Origin of the sequence: Paenibacillus sp. FSL L8-0502, from assembly GCF_038593055.1 — a bacterium.
In the GTDB taxonomy this organism is placed as follows: domain Bacteria; phylum Bacillota; class Bacilli; order Paenibacillales; family Paenibacillaceae; genus Paenibacillus; species Paenibacillus polymyxa_D.
Window position 1 is genome coordinate 2,608,848 of record NZ_CP151958.1, and the last position, 26,191, is coordinate 2,635,038.

At 42.5% G+C, this 26,191-nt stretch carries 17 protein-coding genes and 3 pseudogenes; 13 read left to right on the plus strand and 7 right to left on the minus strand.

The features are described from left to right. Positions 1-371 precede the first annotated feature (371 nt). Entirely contained in the window at positions 372-2,267 is a 1,896-nt protein-coding gene (locus tag NSQ57_RS11665) for a carbohydrate-binding protein (protein WP_342426052.1), read from the plus strand. 67 nt (positions 2,268-2,334) lie between these two features. Continuing rightward, positions 2,335-4,362: a family 43 glycosylhydrolase gene (locus NSQ57_RS11670; RefSeq protein WP_340885303.1), complete on the plus strand. Its 2,028-nt coding sequence runs from the start codon at positions 2,335-2,337 to the stop codon at positions 4,360-4,362. A gap of 336 nt (positions 4,363-4,698) precedes the next feature. On the opposite strand, the gene NSQ57_RS11675 is transcribed toward NSQ57_RS11670, so the two are convergent. Next, positions 4,699-5,811, minus strand: a complete 1,113-nt coding sequence (locus NSQ57_RS11675; protein ID WP_069011161.1) for an alpha/beta hydrolase — start codon at positions 5,809-5,811, stop codon at positions 4,699-4,701. A gap of 146 nt (positions 5,812-5,957) precedes the next feature. Here NSQ57_RS11675 and NSQ57_RS11680 point away from each other — a divergent pair, with 146 nt between their 5' ends. Then, on the plus strand, positions 5,958-6,533 hold the full coding sequence (locus tag NSQ57_RS11680) for a TetR/AcrR family transcriptional regulator (protein ID WP_069011159.1): 576 nt from the start codon (positions 5,958-5,960) through the stop codon (positions 6,531-6,533). Positions 6,534-6,702: 169 nt separating this feature from the next. Here NSQ57_RS11680 and NSQ57_RS11685 read toward each other — a convergent pair. Next, a pseudogene (locus tag NSQ57_RS11685) lies at positions 6,703-7,105 on the minus strand (MBL fold metallo-hydrolase); the annotation flags it as partial. 428 nt (positions 7,106-7,533) lie between these two features. Between NSQ57_RS11685 and NSQ57_RS11690 the strand changes: the two are divergent. Together NSQ57_RS11690 and NSQ57_RS11695 are read left to right on the plus strand one after the other, a co-directional pair. Beyond that, positions 7,534-9,036 carry a dienelactone hydrolase gene (locus tag NSQ57_RS11690; RefSeq protein ID WP_342426053.1) on the plus strand — a complete coding sequence of 501 codons (1,503 nt, stop codon included), beginning with the start codon at positions 7,534-7,536 and terminating at the stop codon, positions 9,034-9,036. A gap of 655 nt (positions 9,037-9,691) precedes the next feature. Next, a pseudogene (locus tag NSQ57_RS11695) lies at positions 9,692-10,471 on the plus strand (glycoside hydrolase family 16 protein); the annotation flags it as partial. A gap of 53 nt (positions 10,472-10,524) precedes the next feature. On the opposite strand, the pseudogene NSQ57_RS11700 reads toward NSQ57_RS11695, so the two are convergent. The 3 genes and pseudogenes from NSQ57_RS11700 to clpP form a co-directional block, all read right to left on the minus strand. After that, positions 10,525-11,064 (minus strand): annotated as a pseudogene (locus NSQ57_RS11700) (MBL fold metallo-hydrolase); the annotation flags it as partial. 88 nt (positions 11,065-11,152) lie between these two features. Next, entirely contained in the window at positions 11,153-11,359 is a 207-nt protein-coding gene (locus tag NSQ57_RS11705; protein ID WP_039275041.1) for a hypothetical protein, read from the minus strand. A 57-nt stretch (positions 11,360-11,416) separates the two neighbouring features. Beyond that, a complete protein-coding gene (gene clpP / locus NSQ57_RS11710; protein ID WP_013310269.1) occupies positions 11,417-12,001 on the minus strand; it encodes an ATP-dependent Clp endopeptidase proteolytic subunit ClpP in 585 nt (194 codons plus the stop codon). A 198-nt stretch (positions 12,002-12,199) separates the two neighbouring features. Here clpP and NSQ57_RS11715 point away from each other — a divergent pair, with 198 nt between their 5' ends. After that, on the plus strand, positions 12,200-12,925 hold the full coding sequence (locus NSQ57_RS11715) for an RNA polymerase sigma factor (RefSeq protein WP_342426054.1): 726 nt from the start codon (positions 12,200-12,202) through the stop codon (positions 12,923-12,925). A 153-nt stretch (positions 12,926-13,078) separates the two neighbouring features. Further along, positions 13,079-13,354 (plus strand): hypothetical protein, encoded by a 276-nt coding sequence (locus NSQ57_RS11720; RefSeq protein ID WP_039275043.1) that lies wholly within the window; start codon positions 13,079-13,081, stop codon positions 13,352-13,354. A 196-nt stretch (positions 13,355-13,550) separates the two neighbouring features. Here the strand turns inward: NSQ57_RS11720 and NSQ57_RS11725 are convergent, their stop codons facing one another. Beyond that, entirely contained in the window at positions 13,551-14,081 is a 531-nt protein-coding gene (locus NSQ57_RS11725) for a DUF4303 domain-containing protein (RefSeq protein WP_342426055.1), read from the minus strand. A gap of 687 nt (positions 14,082-14,768) precedes the next feature. Here NSQ57_RS11725 and NSQ57_RS11730 point away from each other — a divergent pair. The 5 genes from NSQ57_RS11730 (at position 14,769) to NSQ57_RS11750 (ending at position 23,612) form a co-directional block, all read left to right on the plus strand. After that, positions 14,769-15,038, plus strand: a complete 270-nt coding sequence (locus NSQ57_RS11730) for a CD3324 family protein (RefSeq protein ID WP_039275052.1) — start codon at positions 14,769-14,771, stop codon at positions 15,036-15,038. A gap of 304 nt (positions 15,039-15,342) precedes the next feature. After that, entirely contained in the window at positions 15,343-16,341 is a 999-nt protein-coding gene (locus NSQ57_RS11735; RefSeq protein ID WP_342426056.1) for an alpha/beta hydrolase, read from the plus strand. Positions 16,342-16,438: 97 nt separating this feature from the next. Continuing rightward, a complete protein-coding gene (locus tag NSQ57_RS11740) occupies positions 16,439-18,505 on the plus strand; it encodes a thioredoxin domain-containing protein (protein ID WP_039275054.1) in 2,067 nt (688 codons plus the stop codon). A 401-nt stretch (positions 18,506-18,906) separates the two neighbouring features. Then, positions 18,907-20,907, plus strand: a complete 2,001-nt coding sequence (locus NSQ57_RS11745; protein ID WP_342426057.1) for a methyl-accepting chemotaxis protein — start codon at positions 18,907-18,909, stop codon at positions 20,905-20,907. A 143-nt stretch (positions 20,908-21,050) separates the two neighbouring features. After that, positions 21,051-23,612: a response regulator gene (locus NSQ57_RS11750; protein ID WP_342426058.1), complete on the plus strand. Its 2,562-nt coding sequence runs from the start codon at positions 21,051-21,053 to the stop codon at positions 23,610-23,612. 5 nt (positions 23,613-23,617) lie between these two features. Here NSQ57_RS11750 and NSQ57_RS11755 read toward each other — a convergent pair whose 3' ends face one another. Next, the gene (locus NSQ57_RS11755) at positions 23,618-24,304 is read right to left on the minus strand and encodes a response regulator transcription factor (RefSeq protein ID WP_341070809.1); all 687 of its coding nucleotides are present in this window, start codon (positions 24,302-24,304) and stop codon (positions 23,618-23,620) included. A gap of 591 nt (positions 24,305-24,895) precedes the next feature. Here NSQ57_RS11755 and ectB point away from each other — a divergent pair. Next, entirely contained in the window at positions 24,896-26,158 is a 1,263-nt protein-coding gene (gene ectB, locus NSQ57_RS11760; protein ID WP_029515041.1) for a diaminobutyrate--2-oxoglutarate transaminase, read from the plus strand. The last annotated feature ends 33 nt before the right edge of the window (positions 26,159-26,191 follow it).

The window sequence follows — 26,191 nt, forward strand, 5'->3', positions numbered from 1 at the left end:
ATGAAGACGACTGTTATGGCTTGCCATCGGTGAATTAAGGCGCTGATATCCAAAAGAATGCCTGGAACCCGTGCAACGCAGTTTGCTGTATGTATCGTAACCAAGGTAATTATAAAAAGCTATTAACTGAAATTTATTGGGCGAAAATAAAAATGATGAACTGGCTAATTCGGCTTGATTCGAGTCTCCACCGTAAAATGAAAGCGTTTACAAATTTAGAGGGGAGGCTATAATATCTGCTGAAAATGTTACAAGTCCAAGTTTCGGAGCACCAACCTTCAAATAGGATACAAAATTACTAATTAAATCTATGCATAGGCAATTTGTAAACTTTTAATAGACATAATATATAAAAATGGAGGAATATGTTTATGATTAAAAAATTTTCGGTGTTTTTATTAGCTTTTACATTATTGCTGAGTTGTTTACCAATGGTACCTGTACATGCTGCTAACAATGCAATTGCAAAGCTTTCAGGGAATTCGAATCCTCTTATGGACCATAAATTGGGCGCTGATCCCTATGCGTTGGTCTATGATGGAAGAGTCTATATCTATATGTCCAGTGATACGTATGTGTATAACAATGACGGCTCGATTAAAGACAATGACTTCAGCGGACTGGATCGCATCCAGGTCATCTCTTCCGCGGACATGGTGAACTGGACGGATCACGGTGCCATTCCGGTTGCCGGTGCGAACAACAAGAACAACGGCAGAGGCATTGCCAAGTGGGCCGGCAACTCCTGGGCTCCGGCCATTGCGCAAAAAAAAATCAATGGCAAAGATAAATTCTTTCTCTATTTTGCCAATGGTGGAGCCGGCATTGGCGTTCTGACCGCAGACACGCCGATCGGCCCTTGGACAGACCCCCTGGGCAGAGCTCTTGTGACACATAATACGCCGGGAATGGCTGGTGTAACCTGGCTTTTTGATCCGGCTGTGCTGGTGGATGATGATGGCACAGGGTACTTGTATAGCGGCGGCGGCATTCCGAACGAATCCGATCCGGCCTCCATTGCGAATCCGAAAACTGCCAGAGTCATCAAATTGGGCGCAGATATGACCAGCGTTATTGGGAGCGCTACCACCATTGATGCCCCGTACCTGTTTGAAGATTCGGGCCTTCATAAGTATAACGGAAAGTACTACTATTCCTACTGTATCAACTTTGCCGGGACACACCCGCCACAGTACCCTGCAGGTGAAATTGGCTACATGGTCAGCGACAGCCCGATGGGTCCCTTTACTTATAAAGGGCATTTCCTGAAAAATCCGTATACGTTCTTCGGTGTGGGCGGCAACAACCATCACGCTGTATTTAACTTTAAGAATGAATGGTATGTGGTGTACCATGCCCAGACGGTCAGCAAGGCTCAAATTGGAGCTGGGAAAGGCTATCGCTCCCCGCATATTAATAAGCTGACGCATAATGGAGATGGAAGTATCGCTGAAGTGCAGGGGAATATGACAGGAATCGCTCAGTTCTCCAATCTGAATCCGTATACCAGAGTGGAAGCAGAGTCCATGGCGTGGCAAGCGGGAGTCACAACCGAGCCTACTCAAGCCAGCGGCGGTCCCATTAGTAATCTGAATGTGACAAACGTACACAATGGAGATTGGATCGCTGTAGGAAATGCCGACTTTGGTAGCGGTGGAGCCAAGACGTTTAAAGCAAACATAGCGTCCAATGCAGGCGGTAAAATAGAAATACGTCTGGACAGTGCAACGGGTCCTCTGGTTGGAACTCTTAATGTCAGTTCTACTGGAGGAACACAGACCTGGAAGGAAGTCGAAACCACTGTAAGCAATGCAACAGGAGTCCACAAGGTTTTCTTAGTGTTTACCGGAACAGGGACTGGTAACTTATTTAATATTGATTACTGGCAGTTTACACCCAATACTACTGGAACAAGGGTTGAAGCTGAGGATATGACTCTCGGTGGTACTTACGCTGGGAAGATCAGTTCTCCTTTCAATGGGGTCGCTTTATACGCCAATGATGATTATAGTGCATACACTCAGTATTTTGCCAACTCTATTCATAGTATTTCAGTCAGGGGTGCTTCGAATAACTCCAGTACCGCCAGAGTAGACTTGCAAATAGGAGGAACCACAGTTGGCTCCTTTTATTTTACGGGAACTACGCCGACGGTCCAAACCTTGTCTAATATCACCCATGTAACCGGAAATCAAGAGGTCAGACTGATCGTAACCACCGATAACGGGACTTGGGATGCCTATGTGGATTATTTACAATTTAATTAACTAAAACTAAAAGCTTTTGAACCTATCAAAGATTAGGGGCGATTCTAATATGTATAGGAGGATAAGTGTGCTTTTATTAGTTTTACCATTATTCATGAGTATGATGTCCAATACTTCTGTATTTGCAGCTACTACTTTTACAAACCCGTTTATACATGCTGATTCTCCAGACAACGATGTTATCAGGGTAGGTAATACTTTTTATATGACTAGCACGACCATGCACATGAATCCTGGAGTTCCGATCATGAAATCTTATGATCTCGTCAATTGGGAAATCGTAAATTATGTTTACGATACGTATGCCAACAATGACGCACAAAATCTTAACAACGGGCAGAACGAATATGGAAAAGGCTCGTGGGCAAGCAGCCTTAGATATTATAACGGCATCTACTATGTGTCCTTTGGCTCCAATTCTACCGGCAAAACATACATCTATCAAACCAGCAATATAGAAACTGGTCCATGGACATCATCAGTGCTTGACAATTATTATCATGACGCATCGCTGCTGTTTGATAATGGACGTGTATTCTTGGTTTATGGCAGTGATAATATCAGCATTATTGAGCTTACTGCAGATGCAAAGGCTATCAAGCCAGGGGGACTTAATCAGGTGATTATTTCCGCTGCCAGTAATATTGCCGGTTCCAGCTTCATAGTCAAGGCTGAAGGCGCGCACATACAAAAGATCAAGGGAATGTACTATATATTTCTTATATGCTGGCCATCGGGAGGCAACCGCACACAATTAACCTATCGTGCAAGTAGCTTGACAGGACCCTATACAGGTCAGGTGTCATTGAATGATTCAGGTATTGCACAGGGGGGAATTGTTGATACTCCTTCTGGCTCCTGGTATGCTATGCTGTTTAAAGACAGCGGAGCAATTGGACGTATGCCGTATCTTGTTCCGGTTACATGGTTAAATAATTGGCCGGTATTCGGTGTTAACGGTAAGGTTCCTCTTACGATGGATGTTCCTGTTGAAGGTTATCCCGAAAAGAAGGTCTATGCGTCTGATGAGTTTTCATCTTCTCAAGCCTCCAGTCAGCTTATTGCAAACGGTGGATTTGAAAATGCCACCATAAGCCCGTGGACGAATAATAACACTGCATTTGTTGCAGCAACCACTACAGACTATTACATCGGCTCAAAAAGCTTGTTTGTCAGCGGTAGACAACAAACAGCTGCTGGTCCAAGACAAGTAATTACCGGAAAAGTAACAGCCGGCGGAATGTATAATTTTTCTGCAAAGGTTAAATACACTGAAGGTCCTGCCACTAAGCAATTTAATTTTGGTATTCAGAATGGTCCAAGTTACACAGGTATATCGATTCTTGGGTCCACCACGCTAACCAAGGGCCAATGGGGCACAATTCAAGGAACATATACACTTCCGGCAGATGCCGACCTCTCACAAACGTTTATTTTCATTGAGACACCCTACAGTTCAACCCCAGACCCAACAAGTGATTTGATGAATTTCTATGTGGACGATGTTTCGTTTACAGGAACCTCGTCTTCTGAAGCGACTCTTAAAAAGGAGTGGCAATGGAACCACAATCCTGACAATACTCATTGGTCCCTTACACAGCGTCCTGGATTTATGAGAATGACTACAGGGAAAGTGAGTAAAAGTATTCTGGATGCCAGAAATACGCTTACCCAAAGGACATTTGGACCGAAAAGTACAGGAATCATTGCAATGGAAACAAGCGGGATGAAGGACGGAGACTATTCCGGTCTTGCAGCTTTTCAGGCTAATTATGGATTTGTAGGCATAAAGATGAACGGGACCTCCAAATCCATTGTTATGGTGAATGCCAGCTCTGGAGCAATGACTGAAGTGGCAAGTGTCCCTTTCACCCAGAACAGAGTATATCTTAAGCTTATATGTGATTTTACAAATCAGATGGATAAAGCATATTTCTACTACAGTCTTAACGGCACAAATTGGACGGCTATAGGCAACACACTTCCGATGTCATATACAATCCCTCACTTTATGGGATACCGTTTTGCTTTGTTCAATTATGCTACTAAATCAACGGGTGGTTTTGTTGATTTTGATTATTTAAACTTGCAGTGACAAACAAGAGGGTTTGAAGCTGTGGACTTAACTCCCTGGATCTATCAGATGTTAAATAATGGAAATTAAGGGCCGATAGACATCTAAGTTCGTTTCTTGCGCTCCTTCAAGGTTCTTCGGTTCGAAAATCTAACCATGCTAGGCCGCATGAATTGAAAAGCTCAGAGGAAATTACGGACTTCTCCATTGAGATAACAGGGGGAAATGAATGGACTAAACCGACTCCATAATTGGAGTCGGTTTTTACTTGCCAATGGGATAACAACGATTGAAGCTATGGAACTACGATTTTTTGATGGGCATGTTGCGTATAAAAAAAATATATATTTACAGTTGTTATAGGAACTTCTTCATTTCATTAAATGCTAACTCCCTGTGACCTGCTTGGCAGTGTTGCTCGCCACCTGTTTCTTTAGTAAATACTTTGGTTGTAATGGACGCAGCATTGATTAATTCTTGTTGGATTTGTGCGAGTCGGCTAATAGGTACGTATTGATCATCTTCTCCAGCTAGTAAAAGAACATCTTGATTAATGAATGCCCCAATGCCGTGCATCGTGTGCTTTTCGAAATTTTTAATGAGATCAAAAGGCGTTGCTTCACCGGTGTTTTCCATCCCTTTGGTAATCTTCCAATGCAAATCAATATTGTGAGTCATCATCTGTTCGAATAATGAATTCACTTGATCTACTTCATTACGTTCGACTAGCTGCACTATGCTTTGGTAAGTTTCTTCTGGCATTCCCATTTTTAAGGCATCTAAACCACAATAGAAAATGTTAAAAGCAACTACTTTATCGATTCTCTTTTCGAAGGCTGCCGCACGCATAGCTAAATATCCTCCCCAAGAAGCACCTACGAGACTTGCACGATCTAGTTTGAAATAATCAATCACCGTTGATATGGGCTTTTCCCAGTTGTGAATGAATTTTAGGCCGTTTTTTAATGCAGTTCCTTGGCCTGGACCATCAAATACAATAATATTGTAATTAATTCCCTTCATGAATTTCATCATTTTAAGCATCTCTTCCATGTAAGAATCATACCCACCAAAGACAAGTAATGTTTTCGTAGCTCCAGGCGTCAACAATTTTACAGCAGGAAGATAGGAATCTTCATATGGAATTTGGTAGGATTCATAATCAAAATCATGAAAGCCTTTATAGAAGGTATCTCTATATTTTCGATACATTTTTTCTTTATTGGGGTCTGTGGTTGCAAGATAAAATTCTGCAGCTTGATAGTAGACTGAGGCTAAGTCATAGTCCTTGCTGTCTTCGCGTTCCCTTGCAAAATTGAGCCAAGCTTCATACCAGCTATGGGTGTCTTTTAATTTCGGAATCATTTTTTCTAAGTCAGCTTGTGCTCGATCATCTTCTTGATAATAATCATTGATAAAACGATTAATTTGAAGATTGAACTGTTCGTTATGGACATAGGATTTAAACATATATTGTCCTCCTTCAATTTGGGTATGTGCTTACTATAGAGTATAGTTACTACATAAAAAATAATTAGTATCGCATAATCTGTAAGATATCTTACACGGTATATATGAAGTGTTCGAAAACTTACACATAAGGAGCAAGTGGTTAAATGAATGAAGATATCAGAATTTATAAAACAAAAATAGCTATTGAGCGAGCTTTCATTGAATTACTCCAACAACATGATTTTAAAGATATTACGATCAAAAAAATTTGTGATCAATCCCTTATCGGACGTTCTACGTTTTATAGTCATTATTTGGATAAGTACGACTTGCTAGAAAAGATAGTTAAACAGTATGCTTCTGATTTTAAAGTTGAAATTGAGCAGCGTTTTGATTCCATGGAAGATGGCAAGGTGGCAAACGCCATAGAACTTGTAACCGATCAAATGATTAAAAATAAGATGGAAATTTCAACATTGTTAACCGTTCATGAAATATCCGCCGATTTACGTAAAGAATTTGAACAAATTTTGTTTCGGACTTGTTTAGATTATTTAAAGCAACAGAATTCTTCAACTTCGATCGCATTGGAGTATTTAGCTGAACTATATGCTGCTAACTCAATGACGTCTATTCAGTGGGTTTTGAAAAATGGCAAAGATACTAACATCATTCTTCTTTTAGATCAAATGCAAGAATACATTTTTAATCAGTTAAAGTCTGATCTATATACAAGTTAGCACGCGTGGAGTGATGTTTTTATGACTGATAAATCATCAATGGGTTGCAGAAATAAACTTTAAAGAAGGGGTTGAAGGGAGGAAACAGTAGGAGAATTGAAGCACTGGTTCAATTCTTCTACGCTAACAACATCGTTTCACGAAAAGGTAGCTTGCTGGAACTTTAACTTTATAATCCTTGGGTAAGTCCTAATATCTGATCATTCACATGTACATTACTTAATCCCCCGTGATAACAAACTACGGATGTAATGTCGAGATCTAAATACTTTTTCAATGAGAGACGAGCTGCACCCACATCCGGTGTGGTCGGGACATGAATCCCCCCCCCCAGAATCCCGTTTACACTGTACATCGAATCCCCGGCAATAAGAGTCTTACTTTGCCTTTCGAGGGATCTCAAGGTGACTATCTTTTAAAAGGGGGATATCCCCCTGAATATACGGCTTATCTAGTTCGTGTGCATAGACTTTGATATGATTGCCACACTCCTGCAAAATCTCAGGAAGACAACCTATATGATCGACATCCTGATGCGTCAAAATCACAGCTTTTAGTTGGCCGAACGACACGTCTTAGCTGAAGCATTTTCTACTCCCTGTGAAATTTCCATAATATCGGACTTCACGAACACGAATTTTTGTCACATTGCCGTGAACTGCATCACGTACATATTCCGTATATTGTGTTTGAGTCACAGAAATTGGTTTCGAGACACCAACAAGTAAATGCAACGTTGCATCATAGGTGTACGTTGTTGGTACACCCAACACGTCAACAGCGCTTGTGATACTACCATAGTCGTTATAAGTCTGTGATGTATTAACCACATACTTATTGGTATTTCCTGATTCATCCTTGGTTTTACGAGTCTTCCAATACCGCAAGATCGAATTACAAAATTGTTAGGTTGATGTAAGGCAAATCGATAGCTTAGGCCAGCCTGGCAGGATAAGATTAGAACAAACGAAAATAGAAAATTTTTGAAAGGAGAATCGAGATGAGGCTGTTTGAACTGTTGCTTTTATTGTCAAACATCGGCTTATTTGCATTAACCGTACTATTAAAAAAAGGACGGCGTAGAATTCCAGTATTCGTTGCAAGCGGGATTGCCACACTTTTACTGGTCATTCATTGGACGGTGGAAGGATACAGAGTTCAGCTATTTTTCCCATATTGCATAACGATCATTTTTTTAGCCATTTCAGGTTATAGCTCTTTTAAAAAAACCGGCCCCAAAAAAATTCCACGATTCATGTTGGGTTCAGCTTATACCGCTATAGCAATAATGCTGGTCGCAACAGCGGGCCTCATGTATGCTTTTCCTGTATTTAAACTACCTGAACCGACAGGCGAATTTAAGGTAGGAACGCAAACTTTTCATTTCGTGGATACAAATAGGGAAGAGATTTTCGACGAAGCCAGAGAGGGTAAGAGAGAATTGATGGTTCAGGTCTGGTATCCGGCTCAAGCTAGCACCGGCAAGTATGCTCCCTTTATTCCCGATACCCAGATTTTACGTTATATGGCCGCAGACTATGGCCTTCCCGAGTTTACGTTTCAACACCTGAAGTACGTACCCAGTCATGCTTATTCGGGGGCCGAAGTCTCTTCGGCACAGACTTCATACCCGCTGATCCTTGCGAATCCCGGCAACGGCTCTTCCAGGTTTCTTCACACGTCGCAAGCCGAAAATCTCGCGAGTCATGGATATATCGTGGCAGTGATCGACCATACCTACAATACATTTGCAACCGAGTTTCCGGACGGGCGAATCACGACCAGCACAACCAACGACTTATTCTCGCCCGACCATGATTACCAGACGAGTAGAGGAAATCGCGACAAGTTGGGAAAAGTTTTAACCGGCGATGTGGCGTTTGCGTTGGACCAATTCGAGCTCATCCAATCGGGGTTGATTCCAAGTCATCTAAAAGGGAGGATTGATCTCGGTCATGTCGGGACGTTCGGTCATTCCATCGGCGGAGCGACGGCCTATGACGCTTCTTATGATCCGCGAATCACGGCTGGAATAGACCTTGATGGAGGGCTTTATCGACTGCGTGACAGAGAGGGTCTACGAAAGCCGTTTTTGTTCATCAACTCGGAAAGCTATTTCGAAAAATTGAAAATGGTGATGGATAACCGGGTCTACACGGATGCAGAGCTTAACCGTATGGGATCAACAAGAGAGTGGGAGGATCAAGTAACGGAAGATAAAAAGTTGGAGCTTGAACGGATGCGCGAAACGGTCGACGAAGGAGGACAAGTCCTCTATATCGAAAATACGGAGCATTTGAATTTTACCGACGTACAGTTCATTTCTCCGATTTTCAAAATGCTGGGCATTACAGGAAAGATTGCGCCCGAAAGAGCGAACTCCGTTATCAATGCCTATATGCTGGATTTCTTCGATAGGTATCTGAAAAATCAAGGCGGAATCTTAATGAAAGGACCGGATAACCGCTTTCCGGAGGTGAAGTTCGTAACCTCGCTATTATAAATTACGGAACAGAGTACCGATTTTGATATGCTCCCCTTCAAGTAGACAGGTTTAATAAATAAACCGCTGCTTGAAGGGGAGTTTTATTTTGTCTAAGAAAAACGAATACAATGCGATTGAGAAACTAGCCATCATACAGGAGTTAAAAGCAGGACAGAGCAGCCGTGTGGAAGTAGCAAAAAAACATAACACAGCGTTACCACCTTAGTGAAGTGGCGACATCGCTATGAGTTGTACGGAATTGAGGGGGAAGGTTTCCTCCGGATAAGAAGATTTGTGGATGCTCGCCGCCACGTGTCTTCTGGTAATCGTAGATGACCGCCAGCGCTACACCGTGTCCGGTGCGATACGTGCTACTACGTTTGTTTTAATGGCTGTTAAATTTCTTATTGATTTATAAAGACCGACTTTATCTAGATGGGGAAGTAATTTTTGTGAAAAAAACTTAAATATAGGTTGAATATGGATTTTGTTTCCATTATACTCCTGCTTGAGCGGTATATTTTTTCAATCGTCTATCTACGATTCTAACTTATGAGCTGTCCAAGAAGAAAAATATAAAGAGAGGTGATCCCCGTTTCAATGGTCAATACCGCTTGAAGGCTTATTTTTCTGAAGTGTCTAAGAACCTGGATTATTATTGAGGAGGGAACTAATGCTAAGAAAAGGATTATGTGCGGTTGCGCTGCTCAGTCTCCTAATCGTTCTGCTTCCAGAAATGCATACAAGCGCAGCACCGAACTCGAATCTTGTGTGGAGCGACGAATTTAATGGAACTTCGTTAAACCGGTCCAATTGGACCCCTGAAATCGGTACCGGAAGCGGCGGATGGGGAAACAATGAACTGCAGTACTATACCAACCGTACGCAGAATTTGCAGGTTACCGAAGGCAATCTGGTGATTACGGCACAAAAAGAAGCTTATGGCGGAATGAATTACACCTCTGCCCGGATCAAAACTCAAGACTTGAAAAAATTTACTTATGGGAAAGTAGAAGCGCGCATCAAGTTACCGTCCGGTCAAGGGATATGGCCAGCTTTCTGGATGTTAGGCAGCAACATCAGCTCGGTAGGTTGGCCGAAATGCGGAGAAATCGACATTATGGAACGTGTAAACAACAATCCTTCTGTGAACGGTACTGTGCATTGGGATGCGGGAGGCCACGCTGACTTTGGGCGGGTATCGGGCAATCTGGATTTTTCCCAATACCATGTGTATAGCATCGAGTGGGACTCCAAGTATATCCGCTGGTTTGTCGACGGACAGCAGTTCAATGAATTTTATATAGAGAACGGAACCGGGAACACCGAAGAATTTCAGCAGCCGTTCTTTATTCTCCTGAACCTAGCGGTCGGCGGAAACTGGCCTGGTGCTCCCAATAACTCGACGCAGTTCCCGTCCCAAATGCTAGTCGATTACGTGCGTGTCTATCAATAAAGTGTGGGCATTAGATACAATTCATATGAACATTATAAAAGCAACCCCGGTCATTTACGGGGTTGCTTCAATTCGCTATAAATTAACTCGCCACTAAGTCCTAATATCTGATCATTCACATGTACATTACTTAATCCCCCGTGATAACAAACTACGGATGCAATATCGAGATCTAAATACTTTTTCAATGAAAGACGAGCTGCATCCATATCCGGTGTGGTCGGAACATGAATTCCCCCGAGAACCCCGCTTACACTGTACATCGAATCCCCGGCTATAAGAGTCTTACTTTGCCTTAAATAAAGACTGATATGACCAGGTGTATGCCCAGGCGTATGGATGACGTGAATCCTGCCGCAAAACGGCAGTTCCTGACCATCTATTAAGGTATCGTCCACTTTGCCCTTCGGGCGATGCACAAGGTGACTATCTTTTAAAAGTGGGATCTCCCCTTGAATATACGGCTTATCCAGTTCGTGTGCATAGACTTTAATATGATCGCCACACTCCTGCAAAATCTCAGGAAGACAACCTATATGATCGACATCATGATGCGTCAAAATCACAGCTTTTAGTTTGTCGAACGACACGTCTTAGCTGAAGCATTTCTACTCCCTGTAAAATTTACATAATATAGGGCCTCCGTACAATGTAATTGACACCCATACTAAAATAGGTTCAAGGGGCGAATCCAACTCTATGGCGTTGCCGTTCCTTAATGTCAATGGATACGGTGCGAATAGATGTGATAGGAATAACAAGCGTTTGATATTGCGTAAGATATTTAACGAACTTGTCGTCAATCTGATCCAATATCCCGTCGCATACATTTGCCCCATCTATAAAATGAATAGTTACTTCCTTACCTTGTAAACTTGCTAACATGATATCACCTCATATTTTCTTAAAGTTTCTTGCGGATCATTAGGGTTTGAGCATACTCTATAAAGAAGTGATCACCTGATCAATAACACCATATTCCAGTGCCTCCTGAGCGGACATGTAAAAATCCCGGTCCATATCTTTTTCGACTTTTTCAAAAGATTGTCCGGTCCGTTCAGCTGTGATACGGGTTGCCTTTTCACGAGTCCATAAAATTCGTTTTGCGCTGATCGCAATATCGCTGGCCTGACCTTGTGCGCCGCCGTGCGGCTGATGGATCATGATTTCACTGTTCGGCAACGCCGAACGTTTCCCTTTGGCGCCCGCTAGCAACAGGATCGCGCCAAACGAAGCAGCGAATCCCGTACATATCGTGTGTACATCAGGTTTGATGTACTGCATCGTATCATAAATGGCAAATCCTGCGGAAGTAGAGCCACCCGGGCTGTTGATATACATGTAAATTTCTTTTTCCGGATCTTCTGCCGCCAGGAACAATAATTGAGCAATAATACTGTTAGCCAAATGATCATCGATGGCTGCCCCGACAAACACAATACGATCCTTTAATAGTCTGGAATAGATATCGTACGATCTTTCACCTTGAGCAGTTTGCTCAACAACATAAGGAACATAAACACTCATTTTGATACCCCCAATTTCCTGTTTTCAGTTGATTTCTCCTTGTAAACGAACCGAGGCCGTAAAAAGATACGGAGGTTTCAATGGGAAAACGATTTGCGTAAATGGTGTAACTTTTACAACCACTTATTCGTTTACATTGGAGGTAACAAAGGCTTTGCTCTAGGAAAGGGCAGAATAAGACCGTGGAGGAGAGGACCTATGCGCATAGATGATTCTATACAAATGACAGATAATACAATAAACATCGAGAACTTGGAGGAATTACAGGCAGTCCTGAAGCGTTACTGTCTGTCGCTTACGAAATCAAATTGGGATGCGGAAGAATTGGCTCAGGATACTTGGGTAAAAGCATTAGGAAAGTTAAACAATCTCGAACATACAAACCCCAAAGCGCTTTTGTTGCGGATTGCGAAGAACACCTGGATTGATGAGATACGGAGAGAAGCAGTCTACAGTCGGGTATTGAATAGAGAACAAGCGAAAGTAACTGTGCCGGATCATGGATCTTTTGAAATCGAGATAGTGTTACATTCCTTAATGAATCATTTATCTCCGCTTCAGAGAACAGTTTTTTTGCTACGAGATGTGTTTGGATATTCGATTCGTGAGACATCCGACATGCTCAAAACAACGGAGGGAGCGGTAAAAGTTGCACTCCACCGGGCACGAAAATCGCTTGAAGCAGTCAAGGAGGATCTCCTCAAAGGAGAGTTATCCTTACCGGAAAGTGAAAACTCGAAAACTTTTCTGAGAGCGTTGACAGCGGCATATCATAGGGGGGATATTGCAACATTGGTTATGCTCTCCCATCAGGATGTAATGGAGCCGGACGTGGTAATCGGAATCGTTAATCATAAGCTGCACCGGAGTCTCGCTTCAGTAAAACAAACGGATTCCCATACCATGAGTATGATAGCGGCGTAGTTTGCGAAGAGAAATGTGGAACTCATCATAGTGGTTATTTCTGATAAAACATTTTCCCGGTCATTCCAATTTATAGCTCTTAGCTGGGATTAAAATGAAGTATATTAAAGAAGATAGCGGAAGGGGAAGGTTCAAATAGGTGAATTAGAAAATTTGTTAGAAGATAATAACCCCATAGTCTTATATCATGCAATGACACAGATAGGAAAAGAAGGCTTCCGTACAGAGAAAATGATAAAAAAATTAAGTGAATTATCATTAAAAAGGGAACCCCAAGATAAACTATTAGGTTATTATAAGGTGGGAGACCTAGCAATAGCGACTTTGATAAAACTTGGAGAAAAGAAAGAAGAAATATCTGGATTTAGAACTTTAGATGAATTTGAAAAAAAGATGGTTTTCCGATTATTTGAAGAAGTTGAATGGTAAGAATTCCTGTTCATCTGGATGAAAGCTTTAAATAAACTTATTTCAACTCGAACCATGAGGAGAAATAGGTTTATTCGTATCTAATGGAGATAAACCAAATGAAAAGGATACGTAATCAATAGATGCATGGGACAAGCACATTGCGAATTAAAGCAACTACCTGAACGAAATGAGTGTAATATTTCAAACTGTATTTCTATTGATAACGATGCAAGAAGCCATCAACTAGTTTGGCGTTTGTCATCTGAATTACAGACTGATCTTCGAGTTCCTCGGCCATATCATCATCCGTCATGGACACGAAAAAAATAATATCTTCTTTGGCTTGACCAAATTGATTGAAAAGCACGTCGTCTGTTTCCTTAACTACCTTGGCCATAATTTTTATCATTTCATCTTTATAATCAAACACATTTTCGGTTGCATATAGAAATTTGCTTATATGATTCAAGTGTGTTGCATCGCCATATTGATATTCGCAAAATCCCCATCTATAATAATTTTCATCTTCCTTGCTGTCGCACAGGCCTTCGGCTTTCATGTTTGTGATATGTCTAACAAGGGATTCTTCTGTATTAACAGCTAGAAACAAGGTGACAAAATCGCTGTCTGTGCCAAAAGCACAGGCGTAAACCTTCTCATTCTTCACTTCTTCCAGTATGCTTTTAAGATCATCCAAAAATCCTGCCCTAAATCTTTCCTCAAATTCATTCAAAAAATTGTTCATCTGGTTCATATGCTCCTTTATGAGTCTTATGCTTGATTATACATTATCAATATTGGCACGACTCGTGTAGCCTACCATGCTCAGCCAATAGCAAGATTTGCAATGAAAAAAATAAACGCAAGACAGGCTAACCAAGCAGAAAGTGTAAATCAGTAACATCTAGAAGCCGCTCCTAGGCTAACGAGGACTCCTGTTCAGCTGGATAAATGCACTTAATTTCAAATTTTTATTCGGAAGCTAAGTTAGAAAGTGTGTCTCACACTCTGAAAAAAGTATTGGGGAGTCGGTTATGGATGGTAAAAAATTTGTTTTTATGCTTTTACTTTTTTGCTTGTTGGGCATTGTAGGGCTAGTGGCATTAATCTACGGATTTATGTGGTTCGTATTCATGGTTAGTATTTAAAATCAGCTATCTAACGGCTCAATTTTTAATCGCTTGCTTTTTGCTGATATCATTTAGCTGGTCCCAGGTGAGCAGAAGTTATGCTATACTTGCGAGGTAAAAGGGGGTGCCTACTGATGGAGAATCTGTTAGGATTGTCTGTGACTTCTTACACTCATGCAAAGCCAATTATTAAGAAAGCGTTACTTTGTATGGGGCGAAACAATTTTTAACGCTGAATAAGCTTTTTAATATTTTTGGCTTTGCACCTTATTTTAAAAAATCAAAATAAGGGGCGAGTAAAATTGAGATATACGAATGCTTCCAAAGTTTTACCTCAAGAATTAATTATAGAAATCCAAAAATATGTTCAAGGAGAGACTCTGTATATTCCTAAGCCAAAAACGGAATATATGGATTGGGGAAGCTTGAGTGGCGGGAGATGGTTGCTAGAACAGCGAAATGCCGCAATCAGAAATGCTTTTCAAAATAGAAGCAGTATCGAGCAATTAGCTAATGAGTTTTTCCTCTCTACCGAAACCATTAAGAAAATTGTTTATTCACATAAAAAGTAGATGGACATAACGTGATAAGCTTAAGACGCGACCGGATAATCGCTATGAACGACCAATCCGGTCGCGTCTTTTTGTTTGGTAAAAGGTTTGATGTGCCTTCGCATTCCCACAGCCAGATTCCGAAATACTTTTTTTGGCATTCCATTTTTTTGTAATTTTTATGTCAAGAATGATTCTAACTCGTTGTTTTCATTTATAAAGCTGATTTTAAACTTAAAATATAAATATAAACGACAACAACAATTGAAGGGAAATATGTATTGATTCATTGTCTTTAAAACAAGAAAGTGAGGAAAAGATTACTATGAGGGAGCAAAAAAGTAGAAGTAGACATCTGATTGATCCAGAAATTATCAGTGCAGTTGATTTAATACCAACAACCGATCTTACCGAATCTACACTAAGGGAAGCACGTAAAAATCAATCTCAAATGATGCAACAAATAGATGTAACGCAGATGTTCCCTATTACATTAGAAAAAAAGGCTGTGCCAAGTTATTTTAGTGGTCCAGATATTCAAATCGAAATCATTAAGCCCAAACAATCAAAGCATCATAAGATGCCTCTATATTATTCGATACACGGAGGCGGGATGGTCTTAGGAAGTCCAGTCGTGGATCGTCCTGCTAATGCATCTCTTGCGGCACAACATGGTTTCTGTTGCGTATCCGTGTACTATCGCCTAGCACCAGAGCATGTACAGCCAAGTCAGTTACAGGATTGTTATTCGGGCCTAAAATGGTGCATTGAACATGCGGAAGAGTTAGGGATAGATACTCAGAAAGTTGCCGTAGGGGGCAGCAGCGCTGGCGGCGGTTTGGCGGCTGGCCTAGCCTTGTACATTCGTGATCAGAAGGAATTCGAAATCCATCATCTAAGATTAATGAGGCCAATGCTAGATGATCGCACAAGTACCGCACCAGAGCACCCATACGCAGGAGAGTTTATTTGGACAAAACAAAGTAATTATTTTGGCTGGAAATCTGTATTGGGGGATGAACCGGGTCAGGAGGAGGTATGTGAGTATTATGTGCCGGCTCGTGCTAAGTCATTGGCCGGATTACCACCGACTTATATAAATATAGGTACCATTGATTTATTCATTGATGAATCCTTGTTTTTTGCAAAACAATTGGCCTTTGATGGAGTCTTAGTCGAATTACATGTCTATCCCGGGTACCATCATATGTCGCCCGCGTTTCCGGATGCACATTTTTCAAAAGAAGGGGCCAGAACAAGTGAATACGCCTTACTGAAAGCTCTCGAGATCTTTGATATAAATTCTAATGAGTATAATGCTTGAGAGTCATTATCTTTTTTCATCTCTTCCGACTTTTACCACCCATTTAGGGTAAAATAGTACCAAGTATAAAATTCAACTACGGAAGTGGTGATGTCCCATGACAACGAGCAGCAAACCGAATAGACTATCCAAGGAAAAATCACCGTATTTGCTACAGCATGCTCACAATCCGGTAAATTGGTTCCCTTGGTCAGATGAGGCTTTTGAAATGGCTAAACGTGATAACAAGCCTATTTTCCTATCTGTTGGCTATTCCACTTGCCATTGGTGCCATGTAATGGGGAGAGAATCTTTCGAGGATGAAGAAGTGGCTGAGGTATTAAACCGGGATTATGTATCCATTAAGGTGGATCGTGAAGAACGTCCAGATGTGGATCATATCTATATGTCCATCTGCCAGACGATGACGGGGCATGGAGGCTGGCCACTGACGATATTGATGACACCGGATCAGAAACCTTTTTTTGCGGGGACGTATTTGCCCAAGGAGCAGAAGTTTGGCCGTGTCGGACTGTTGGAGCTGCTTGGCAAGGTGGGTACCCGGTGGAAAGAACAGCCGGAAGAGCTGGTGGAGTTGAGTGAGCAGGTACTGATCGAGCATGAGCGGCAGGACTTGCTTGCGGGTTATCGGGGTGAACTGGATGAACAGAGCTTGACTAAAGCTTTCCATGAATACAGCCACACCTTCGATAAGGAATATGGCGGCTTCGGGGAAGCACCCAAGTTTCCTTCTCCGCATAACCTGTCTTTTTTGCTGCGATATGCACAGCATACGGGGAATCAACAGGCATTGGAAATGGCAGAGAAGACGCTGGATGCGATGTCCCGGGGCGGAATCTACGACCATATAGGCATGGGGTTCTCACGATACTCCGTGGATGAGAAGTGGTTGGTGCCGCATTTTGAAAAAATGCTATATGACAATGCTCTGTTGGCCATCGCGTATACAGAGGCTTGGCAGGTGACAGGCAAGGAACTGTACCGACGGATTACAGAACAAATCTTTACATATATCGCAAGGGACATGACGGATGCAGGTGGTGCCTTTTATTCGGCGGAGGATGCGGATTCCGAAGGAGAAGAGGGGAGATTCTATGTCTGGGACGACTCTGAGGTAAAGGCTGTACTAGGCGATAAGGATGCCGCCTTTTTCAACGATTTGTATGGGATTACACCTTACGGCAATTTTGAAGGTCACAACATTCCAAACCTGATTGATATCAATCTGGAAGCCTATAGGATCAAGCATGACTTGACTGAGCAGGAACTGGAGCAGCGGGTTAGTGAGCTACGGGCCAAGCTGTTTGCTGCCAGAGAACAACGGGTTCATCCTCACAAAGATGACAAGATTTTGACCTCGTGGAACGGATTGATGATTGCTGCACTGGCGAAGGCAGGACAAGCTTTTGGAGACACGAGATATACAGAGCAAGCTCAGAAAGCGGAGACGTTTTTGTGGAACCATTTGAGACAGGAGGACGGACGGCTGTTGGCGCGTTATCGGGACGGCGAGGCAGCTTATCCCGGTTATGTGGATGATTATGCTTTTTATGTGTGGGGCTTGATCGAGCTATATCAGGCGACCTTCGATGTACAATATCTGCAACGGGCATTGACGCTCAATCAAAATATGATCGATTTGTTCTGGGATGAGGAACGGGACGGATTATTCTTTTATGGGTCAGATAGTGAGCAGCTCATTGCCAAGCCTAAAGAAATTGATGACGGAGCCATTCCGTCAGGTAACAGCATTGCGGCCTATAATTTTGTGCGGCTTGCGCGGCTAACGGGTGAATCTGGATTGGAGAACTATGCAGCCAAGCAGTTTAAGGCTTTTGGCGGTATGGTTGCTCATTACCCGTCAGGCCACTCCGCGTTGCTCAGCGCGTTGTTGTATGCGACGGGAACGACGAAGGAGATTGTGATTGTGGGTCACAGGGATGATCCGCAGACCGTACAGTTCATTCAGGCGGTTCGAGCTGGGTTCAGGCCGAATACGGTCGTTATTTTGAAGGATGAAGGACAGTCGGAGATTGCAGAGACGGCTCCTTATATCCGTGATTATGATCTTGTGGAAGGCAAATCAGCCGTATATGTGTGTGAGCATTTTACCTGTCAGGCACCTGTTACCAGGCTCGAAGATCTGAAGGTGTTGTTGGATTAGAACTGAATAAAGCGATCGAACCTAATCCCCTTGGGAGTAGAAAATATATGGCGATTTTCAAAAATGACCCTATGTTTGCTACCTTCAGGGGGATTATTTTCATGTTAAGTGGTAGGTATAGTGAGATGAAACTAACACTTTCTTAACATCTATACTGCATTTTTTTTAATATTTTTTAGGTATATTATATCAAAGAACCGGTTCCGACCAGCCTTGCTGTTTTCGAAAATAAGTACATATACCTATTTAACTAGCGTGTTTATATCTTTTATGTCCAAGCGTTTTAGCAGCAGATGTGAAAAATGTGAAAGAGAGTCTGTCGGGTGATTGTCGTCATCGGCAAGACGAAGAGGTTCGCTATAGGTTGGGAAATACAGGTAATGAAATGGAGATGTTTATTAATGAAGAAGTTATCGGGGAAAAAGTGGCTAGTCGCAAGGAAGCTCAGCAAAAATTTTAAAACGAAGCTAATGGTCGCCTTTATTGCATTTTTGATTTTACCGTCCATGATCGTGGGGGCTTTGTCGTTTATAAGCGCGAGTCAGCAGATTCGAAACCAGATTGAAGAAAGTGCCGAGCAGGCTATTGTCCGCACTAATTTTATTATTGATAGTACTATTGAACCCAAGGTACATGACGCAGACTATTTTGCAGAAAGACTAAAAGGCAATCGGGTAGAGACGGAGGAACAAGCGGCGAATTTGGAAGAATTCTTTAAGCAATATATTGCACTCCATCCTGAAACAGAATCCATTTATTATGGTACGAAGGACGGCAAATTTACAACCTACCCACAGAAGCAATTACCAGATAATTATGATCCACGAGTCAGACCTTGGTACGATAAAGCGATAAAGGAACAAGCGAAGGCAGCAATTAGTTCTCCTTATCTTTCGGCAAGCTCGAAGCAAATGACGGTTACTGTGTCCAAGGCAACGTCAGATGGATCGGGTGTTATTGGCATTGACCTGAAAATGAGTGGTATTAAAGAGACGTTGAACAATATTAAAGTAGGTCATGAGGGTTATGCCATATTGCTGGACAACAACCATACTTACATTGTTCATCCGACGAAGGAACCAGGTACCAAAATTACAGATATTGAATCACGCATGTTTCAGAGTGATACTGGTGAATACGAGTATGAGTATGAGGGCCAGCTCAAATATATGAACTATGCGACTAACAAGCTGACTGGCTGGAAGATAGGCGGAACGCTGTATTTGTCTGAAGTCGATGAAGCAGCAGGACCGATTTTGATCAGCACTTTACTAACCATTGTCGGTTGTCTTGTGATTGGTATTATCATTGTTTATTTCCTGATCCGTTCCATCATCAAACCGATTTTAAAGTTAAAAGAACAAGCGGTAAATGTGAGCGCCGGAGATCTCACACAGGACATTCAAGTAAAGAGCGAGGACGAGATCGGAGAATTAGGAGTGGCTTTTCAAAATATGCAGAATAACTTGCGATCTGTCATTCAGAACGTAGGGAACAGTGCAGATCATGTCGCAATTTCTTCCAATGAACTGACAATAAGCGCGGAACAAACCAGTGCTGCAAGTGAGCAGGTGTCTCAGGCTGTACAAGAAATTGCCAGTGGTGCAGAGAAGCAGACTACAGGGCTGGAAAGTAATTCGGTGGCCCTGGATGAAATTGCACAAGGGATCACCCAAATTGCTGAACGATCGATTTCGGTAGCTGATTTGGCCAAACGATCTGCCTTGCAAGCCGAGGAAGGACGAAAGTCTGTTGAGCAGACAGGCGAGCAAATGAACTCCATTCATCAATCAGTAGAGCGTTCCAACCAGATGATTCAAACCTTGCAAGCCCGCTCTCATGAAATCGGTGAAATTACGAAGGTTATCGGCGATATTTCCAATCAGACAAACCTGCTGGCATTGAATGCAGCTATTGAGGCAGCCAGAGCGGGCGATCATGGAAAAGGCTTTGCCGTCGTTGCTGATGAGGTGCGTAAGCTAGCAGAGCAGTCTCAGACATCCGCCACACAGATTGCCACCTTGATTGCCGAAATTCAGCATGAAACCGAAACAACAGTGAAGACGATGGACAGGGTCACGACTGAGGTGCAGGATGGACTACAGATTTCCAAAGCAACCATTGTCAAGCTGGGTTATGCGATGGAAGGCATTCGAGAGACAACACCTCAGGTAGAGGAGGTCGCTGCGATTGCAGAGCAAATATCAGCCAGTGTACAAGAAATCGCAGCGACAGCCAACGAGCTGGCGACGATTGCAACCGGTAATGCCGCCACATCTGAGGAAGTTGCTGCCTCCTCACAAGAGCAACTGGCTTCCATGGAGGAAATATCAGCTTCAGCACAGTTGCTTTCGACGATGGCTGCTGATTTGAAGATGATGATCAGTCGTTTCAAATATTAAAACGAGCTTGAACCTTATGGAATCTATAGTACAATGAATGCTCGGGACAGTTCTTTAAGCCTTATGGCATAAGGAATCTGTCCTGAGTTTTTTTGTGTTTTTGATATATTATAAAAAATGGAAGATTATAGGGGGGTGAACACTTGGTTCGAGATTTAGTGCTATGTGCTATCGTGATTTTATTGTTAGTTTTGGTTTTTCAGCGTCAACTTGTTCGTCAGGCGATCACAGGTGTATTTTATGGAGGAGCGGGAATTTTGTTCTTATGTTTTGGCATAAGCGATAAAACACCGTTGACCTGCGTGCTAGAGTTAGGGATGGGTCTAATGTTCATGACTCTGTTTGTGCACACTTTAACCACCGCTAAGTATACATATGGACAACGTTTGTTAAACAAAGACCGTGATCTGCTGAATTTACTAGGTGTTCAACCTGGCTTTACCTTCAAGCTGGAGAAAAGCGGTAATGAATTTTATTATAGGCTGCTTGAAGGTGAATTGCTGGAGCGCGTGGGTCTGAATATGCAAGTCAACTACAATAAAAGGGAGCATGTGAAGCGTCTTGGGGACATTTTGGAGCTTTCCTCTGAAACGATGGAGCAGCTTTGCCAATACTACAAACAGGCCTGGTTCGGTGATCGGACCGTATTTGAATTGGAGTTTTGGGAATATTCGGCTCTCATTACCTTACATCCGGTTATGGAGGACGGGGTTACTAGCTCTGTTATCGGTCACGCATTGGATATTACGGAGTGTAAAGCCTCAGAGCAGAAGAGAAAGGAAGTGGACGAGGCTAACCGTGCGAAAAGCATTTTTTTGGCTCATATGAGTCACGAAATCCGCACCCCGCTGAATGGAATCATCGGTCTGTCAAAGCTGTTAAATAAGACTGAACTGACTGCCGTTCAAAGAGATTACCTCCACAAGCTTCTCGCTTCCTCTCGTACCCTTTCATCCATGCTCAGTAACGTATTGGACTTTTCCAAAATGGAAGCCGGCAGTCTGGAACTGGAAAAGGTAGAATTCGAGCCGGAAAAAATGCTTCGGCATCTCGCAGATACCGTTGGAACTTTACTTGAAGATAAGGAAATAGAGGTTCTATTTATAATGGACCCGGCGTTACCGAAAAGCTTTAAGGGAGACCCGCTTCGAATCGAGCAGGTGCTTTCAAATCTTCTGACCAACGCCATCAAGTTTACGGATCAGGGACATGTATTGTTACAGGTAAAAATGCTAAGTCAGCAGGAAGGGCGAGTAGGCGTTTCTTTTATGGTAGAAGATACGGGCATAGGAATTTCCGAGACGTGTATGGACAAGCTATTCGTCCCTTTTATCCAGGCGAGTACAGCAACCAGCCGCAGATATGGGGGCTCTGGGCTGGGTTTGGCCATTAGCAAGCATTTGGCTGAAGCTATGGGGGGGAAAGTAGAGGTGAAAAGCCGATTAGGAGAGTACAGTCAATTTCACTTTAATGTCGAGCTGGAAACTGGGGAATTGAATGCAGGAAGCACACGAATAGAAAAACAAATCAAAGGCAAAGCCCTAATTGTTGCGCAGCATGAACTGGTGAGATACAGCTTGAACGAACTACTGCAAGACTTGGGATTAAAACCTTTCACTATTTCATCCTTCCAAGAAAGTGTGGATGCTTTTCAAAAGGGTGAGCATTTTGATTATGTTATCATTGATATGGGGATGGAAGGTTTGAGAGAACTGGACTCCCGGAGGCAATGGCTTCAAATGCTGGATAAGCAGATAACTCAGATCATTGGACTTACAACCGTGTTTCAGATGGAAAAAATAGCTGCAGGGGACATGGATTATAGTGTGGATGCCTTTTTGTCCAAGCCCGTTACCCGGAACGCTCTGCTGGAGGTTCTCTGCTGGAAGAAGGAACATTCAGTGCCTGCAGATGGTAATACTCTGGAGACTCATGCGACGATGAGTTCCCGCAATGAGATAGGGGATACAACACAAAAGTATCAAATTCTCATAGCAGAGGATAACGAAATTAACCAGGTGGTGATTACCGAGTTTTTAGCAGAGCGTAACTTTGAGGTAACGATGGTCACGAACGGAAGGGAACTAATAGCGTTACTTGAACTGCGTTACTGGGATATGGTGCTGCTTGATTTGCATATGCCAGAGATGGATGGTTTTGAGACGGCGAGACATATTCGGAGAAACAAAGCTTTTAACAGGCTTCCCATTATCGCTTTTACCGCTGATGCTGTGCAGCATGAACAGGAAGTTTGTCTTCGTGCCGGTATTAATGCCGTGTTGCTCAAGCCTGTCCATGAACTGACCGCTGCTAGAGTGTTAACTAGCTGGATTAATTTAGCGTGGCTGCAAGATTTACATGGTATTCACGCTGAGCAGTCGATAGCAGGTATGGATGGCAAGGTGTATATTTTTCAATTTGCCCTTTACAAATGGATACAGGAATACCAGTATCTCGATAAAAGAGTTGTGAGAAAAATGGACAATGGACAGTTATCTTCTGCTCTTCGATTAATCCACTCGCTTAAGGGAGGAACGGGGAACCTGTGCGCGCCTGAGTTGCTGGCAAAGGTTATAGAGCTGGAAAAGGCATTGAAGCGCAGCAATGAAACCTCAACAGGAGAACTGTATCCAGACTGGAAAGAGCATCTGAGCACGGTTCAGAAGGATATTAACCAAATCAAGTCATCACTTCCTTGGAGCTGACCGTGTTATTGCATAAATTTGTAGCCGATTCCCCAGATGGTCTTAATCAATTGCGGTTTCTTAGGGTCTTTTTCGATTTTTCTGCGTAAATGGTTAATATGTACGTCCACGGCCCTCTCGTTAATAAAGGAGTCTGTGCCACGGAGAGCCTGAATTAAAGCATACCTGCTGAATACAATTCCCCGGTTCAAATAAAAAAGCTTCATAAGCTCAAATTCTGAATATGTTGTCTCCACATTTTGTCCGTTAACGGTAATCACTCTTCTCGCTAGATCCAAAGTAATGCCCGTTTCAGGTTCAGGTGCTCTGCCACTTCCTTGTAAGCGCGTGATTTCAATACGACGAAAAAGAGCCTCCATCCGTGCTTTTAGCTCTTGCATACTAAAAGGCTTGCAAATATAATCATCTGCTCCCAACGTAAGTGTACGAATGCGCTCTGATATGTTGTTTTCTGTAGAAATCACGATGATGGGGACGTCCGTATGCTTGCGTATCAGTGGGCAGGGATTCACGCCATCCAAATCTGGAAGCAGCAGATCCAACAAAATAATATCGGGCTGTACGACCTTAAGCCTGGCAATACCCTCAGACGCTTGTTCCACTCGAGTAACGTTGTAGTCTTCTCCTATTAAATACAAGGAAAGGGTATCTCCCAGCATATTGTCATCTTCAATAATCAAAACATTAGACATGATCATATTTCCTTATCTTTCTATCAAATTCGAGCCAAATAGTTAGGATAACTGCAATGTTTACAACAAGTTTTGACAGGTTCTGTTGATAGAGTAAACTCCTTTGGACAGTCTGTCAAAAGATCAGGTTTGTTGTGACAATCCTGTGGACAATTAGTCCAGATGTATATCTATTTGATATGGAAATGTACTATTTTTGAGATTTATCACTATAATACGACATTTTTCGTTTTATTTTAACAATATACTACAAGCCGCTGATGATAAATTACAAAAATTTAACAAAACATCTCAGAAACATGCATTGACTTAAATGAAAATTATGGTATTTTATTACATAGGAGTTGACATCCTCTGATAGGCCTCTTAGAAAAACCCACTATTTAATCTTCTACTAATCTACTCTCATGTGCTATCTCTATATTTAATTTTAGTACTTTAATTGTTCTTGTAATCGTACTCATGATTCTTTGGTGTGGATATCCCATTGTGAATTCAGACTGTCTTCTCATTTAGATTACATATTTACACTTTTTTTGCTTTCCATGCTTGTATGTTTTTAAAATCAGGTCAGCGGGAGGACGAGAGATCATGAACACATTCGAAGCGCTGGAGTCCAATGTAAGATCCTATTGCAGAAGTTTTCCAGTTGTATTCAACAAAGCTAAAAACGATGTACTGTACACGGAGACAGGCAAGGGTTACATTGACTTTTTTGCCGGGGCAGGGGCTTTGAACTATGGGCATAATAATGATTTTATGAAAAACCGGTTATTGGATTATTTAACATCCGATCGGATTATGCATGGTCTGGATATGTACACGACGGCCAAGCAAGAGTTTATGGAGTCTTTTTCAGAGCGTATTCTCCAGCCCAAGGGCTTGAATTATAAGCTGCAATTTTGCGGACCGACCGGAACCAATGCGGTGGAAGCAGCACTGAAACTTGCACGCAAGGTGAAAAACAGAAATGGTATTTTTGCCTTTATGGGTGCGTTCCACGGAATGTCGCTGGGTAGTTTATCGATTACCAGCAACACCTCCATGCGAGAGAGCGCAGGGGTTCCCCTGAACAATGTTACCTTTATACCTTATAACAGCACATTTAACGGAATGGATACCATTTTGTATATGGAGCAGCTTTTAACAGACACCCATTCAGGTGTGGAAAAGCCTGCCGCGATCATTTTGGAAACGGTACAGGCTGAAGGCGGCATTCATATTGCAGATACCGAATGGCTGCGTGATTTGCGACAGTTGTGCGATGATCATGATATTTTGCTTATTGTGGACGATATTCAAGTCGGTTGCGGTCGAGTTGGTTCGTTCTTCTCATTCGAGCGGGCGGGAATCGTTCCTGATATGGTTGTTTTGTCCAAGTCGATCAGTGGATACGGTTTGCCCATGTCTCTATTGCTGCTCAAGCCAGAATTGGATATATGGAGTCCAGGTGAGCATAACGGCACCTTCCGTGGAAATCAGCTTGCTTTCGTCGGGGCAAAGGCGGCGCTTGAGTTCAGAGATACGGTAGGGCTGGAAGCACAAGTGAAGGAAAAAGAGGCTTTTGTTCAGCAGTTCTTGCGTGAACAAATCCAATCCATAGATCCTCTTATTGAAATTCGCGGCATGGGATTGATCTGGGGGATTGATGTATCTCATCTGGGAGAAGCGTTCGCCAAGGAGGTAACGACTCTCTGCTTTAGTAGGGGACTCATTGTTGAGCGTGCTGGGCGTAACGATACAGTAATTAAAATTATGCCAGCGTTAACGATAAGCTTGGAAAACTTGCGTAAGGGCTGCGACATTATTAAAGAAAGCATGGCACAGGTAACCAGTACCTTGGTTACGATGTAATCAATCAGTAAAGCCCCTTGGTTGGAGCTGCCG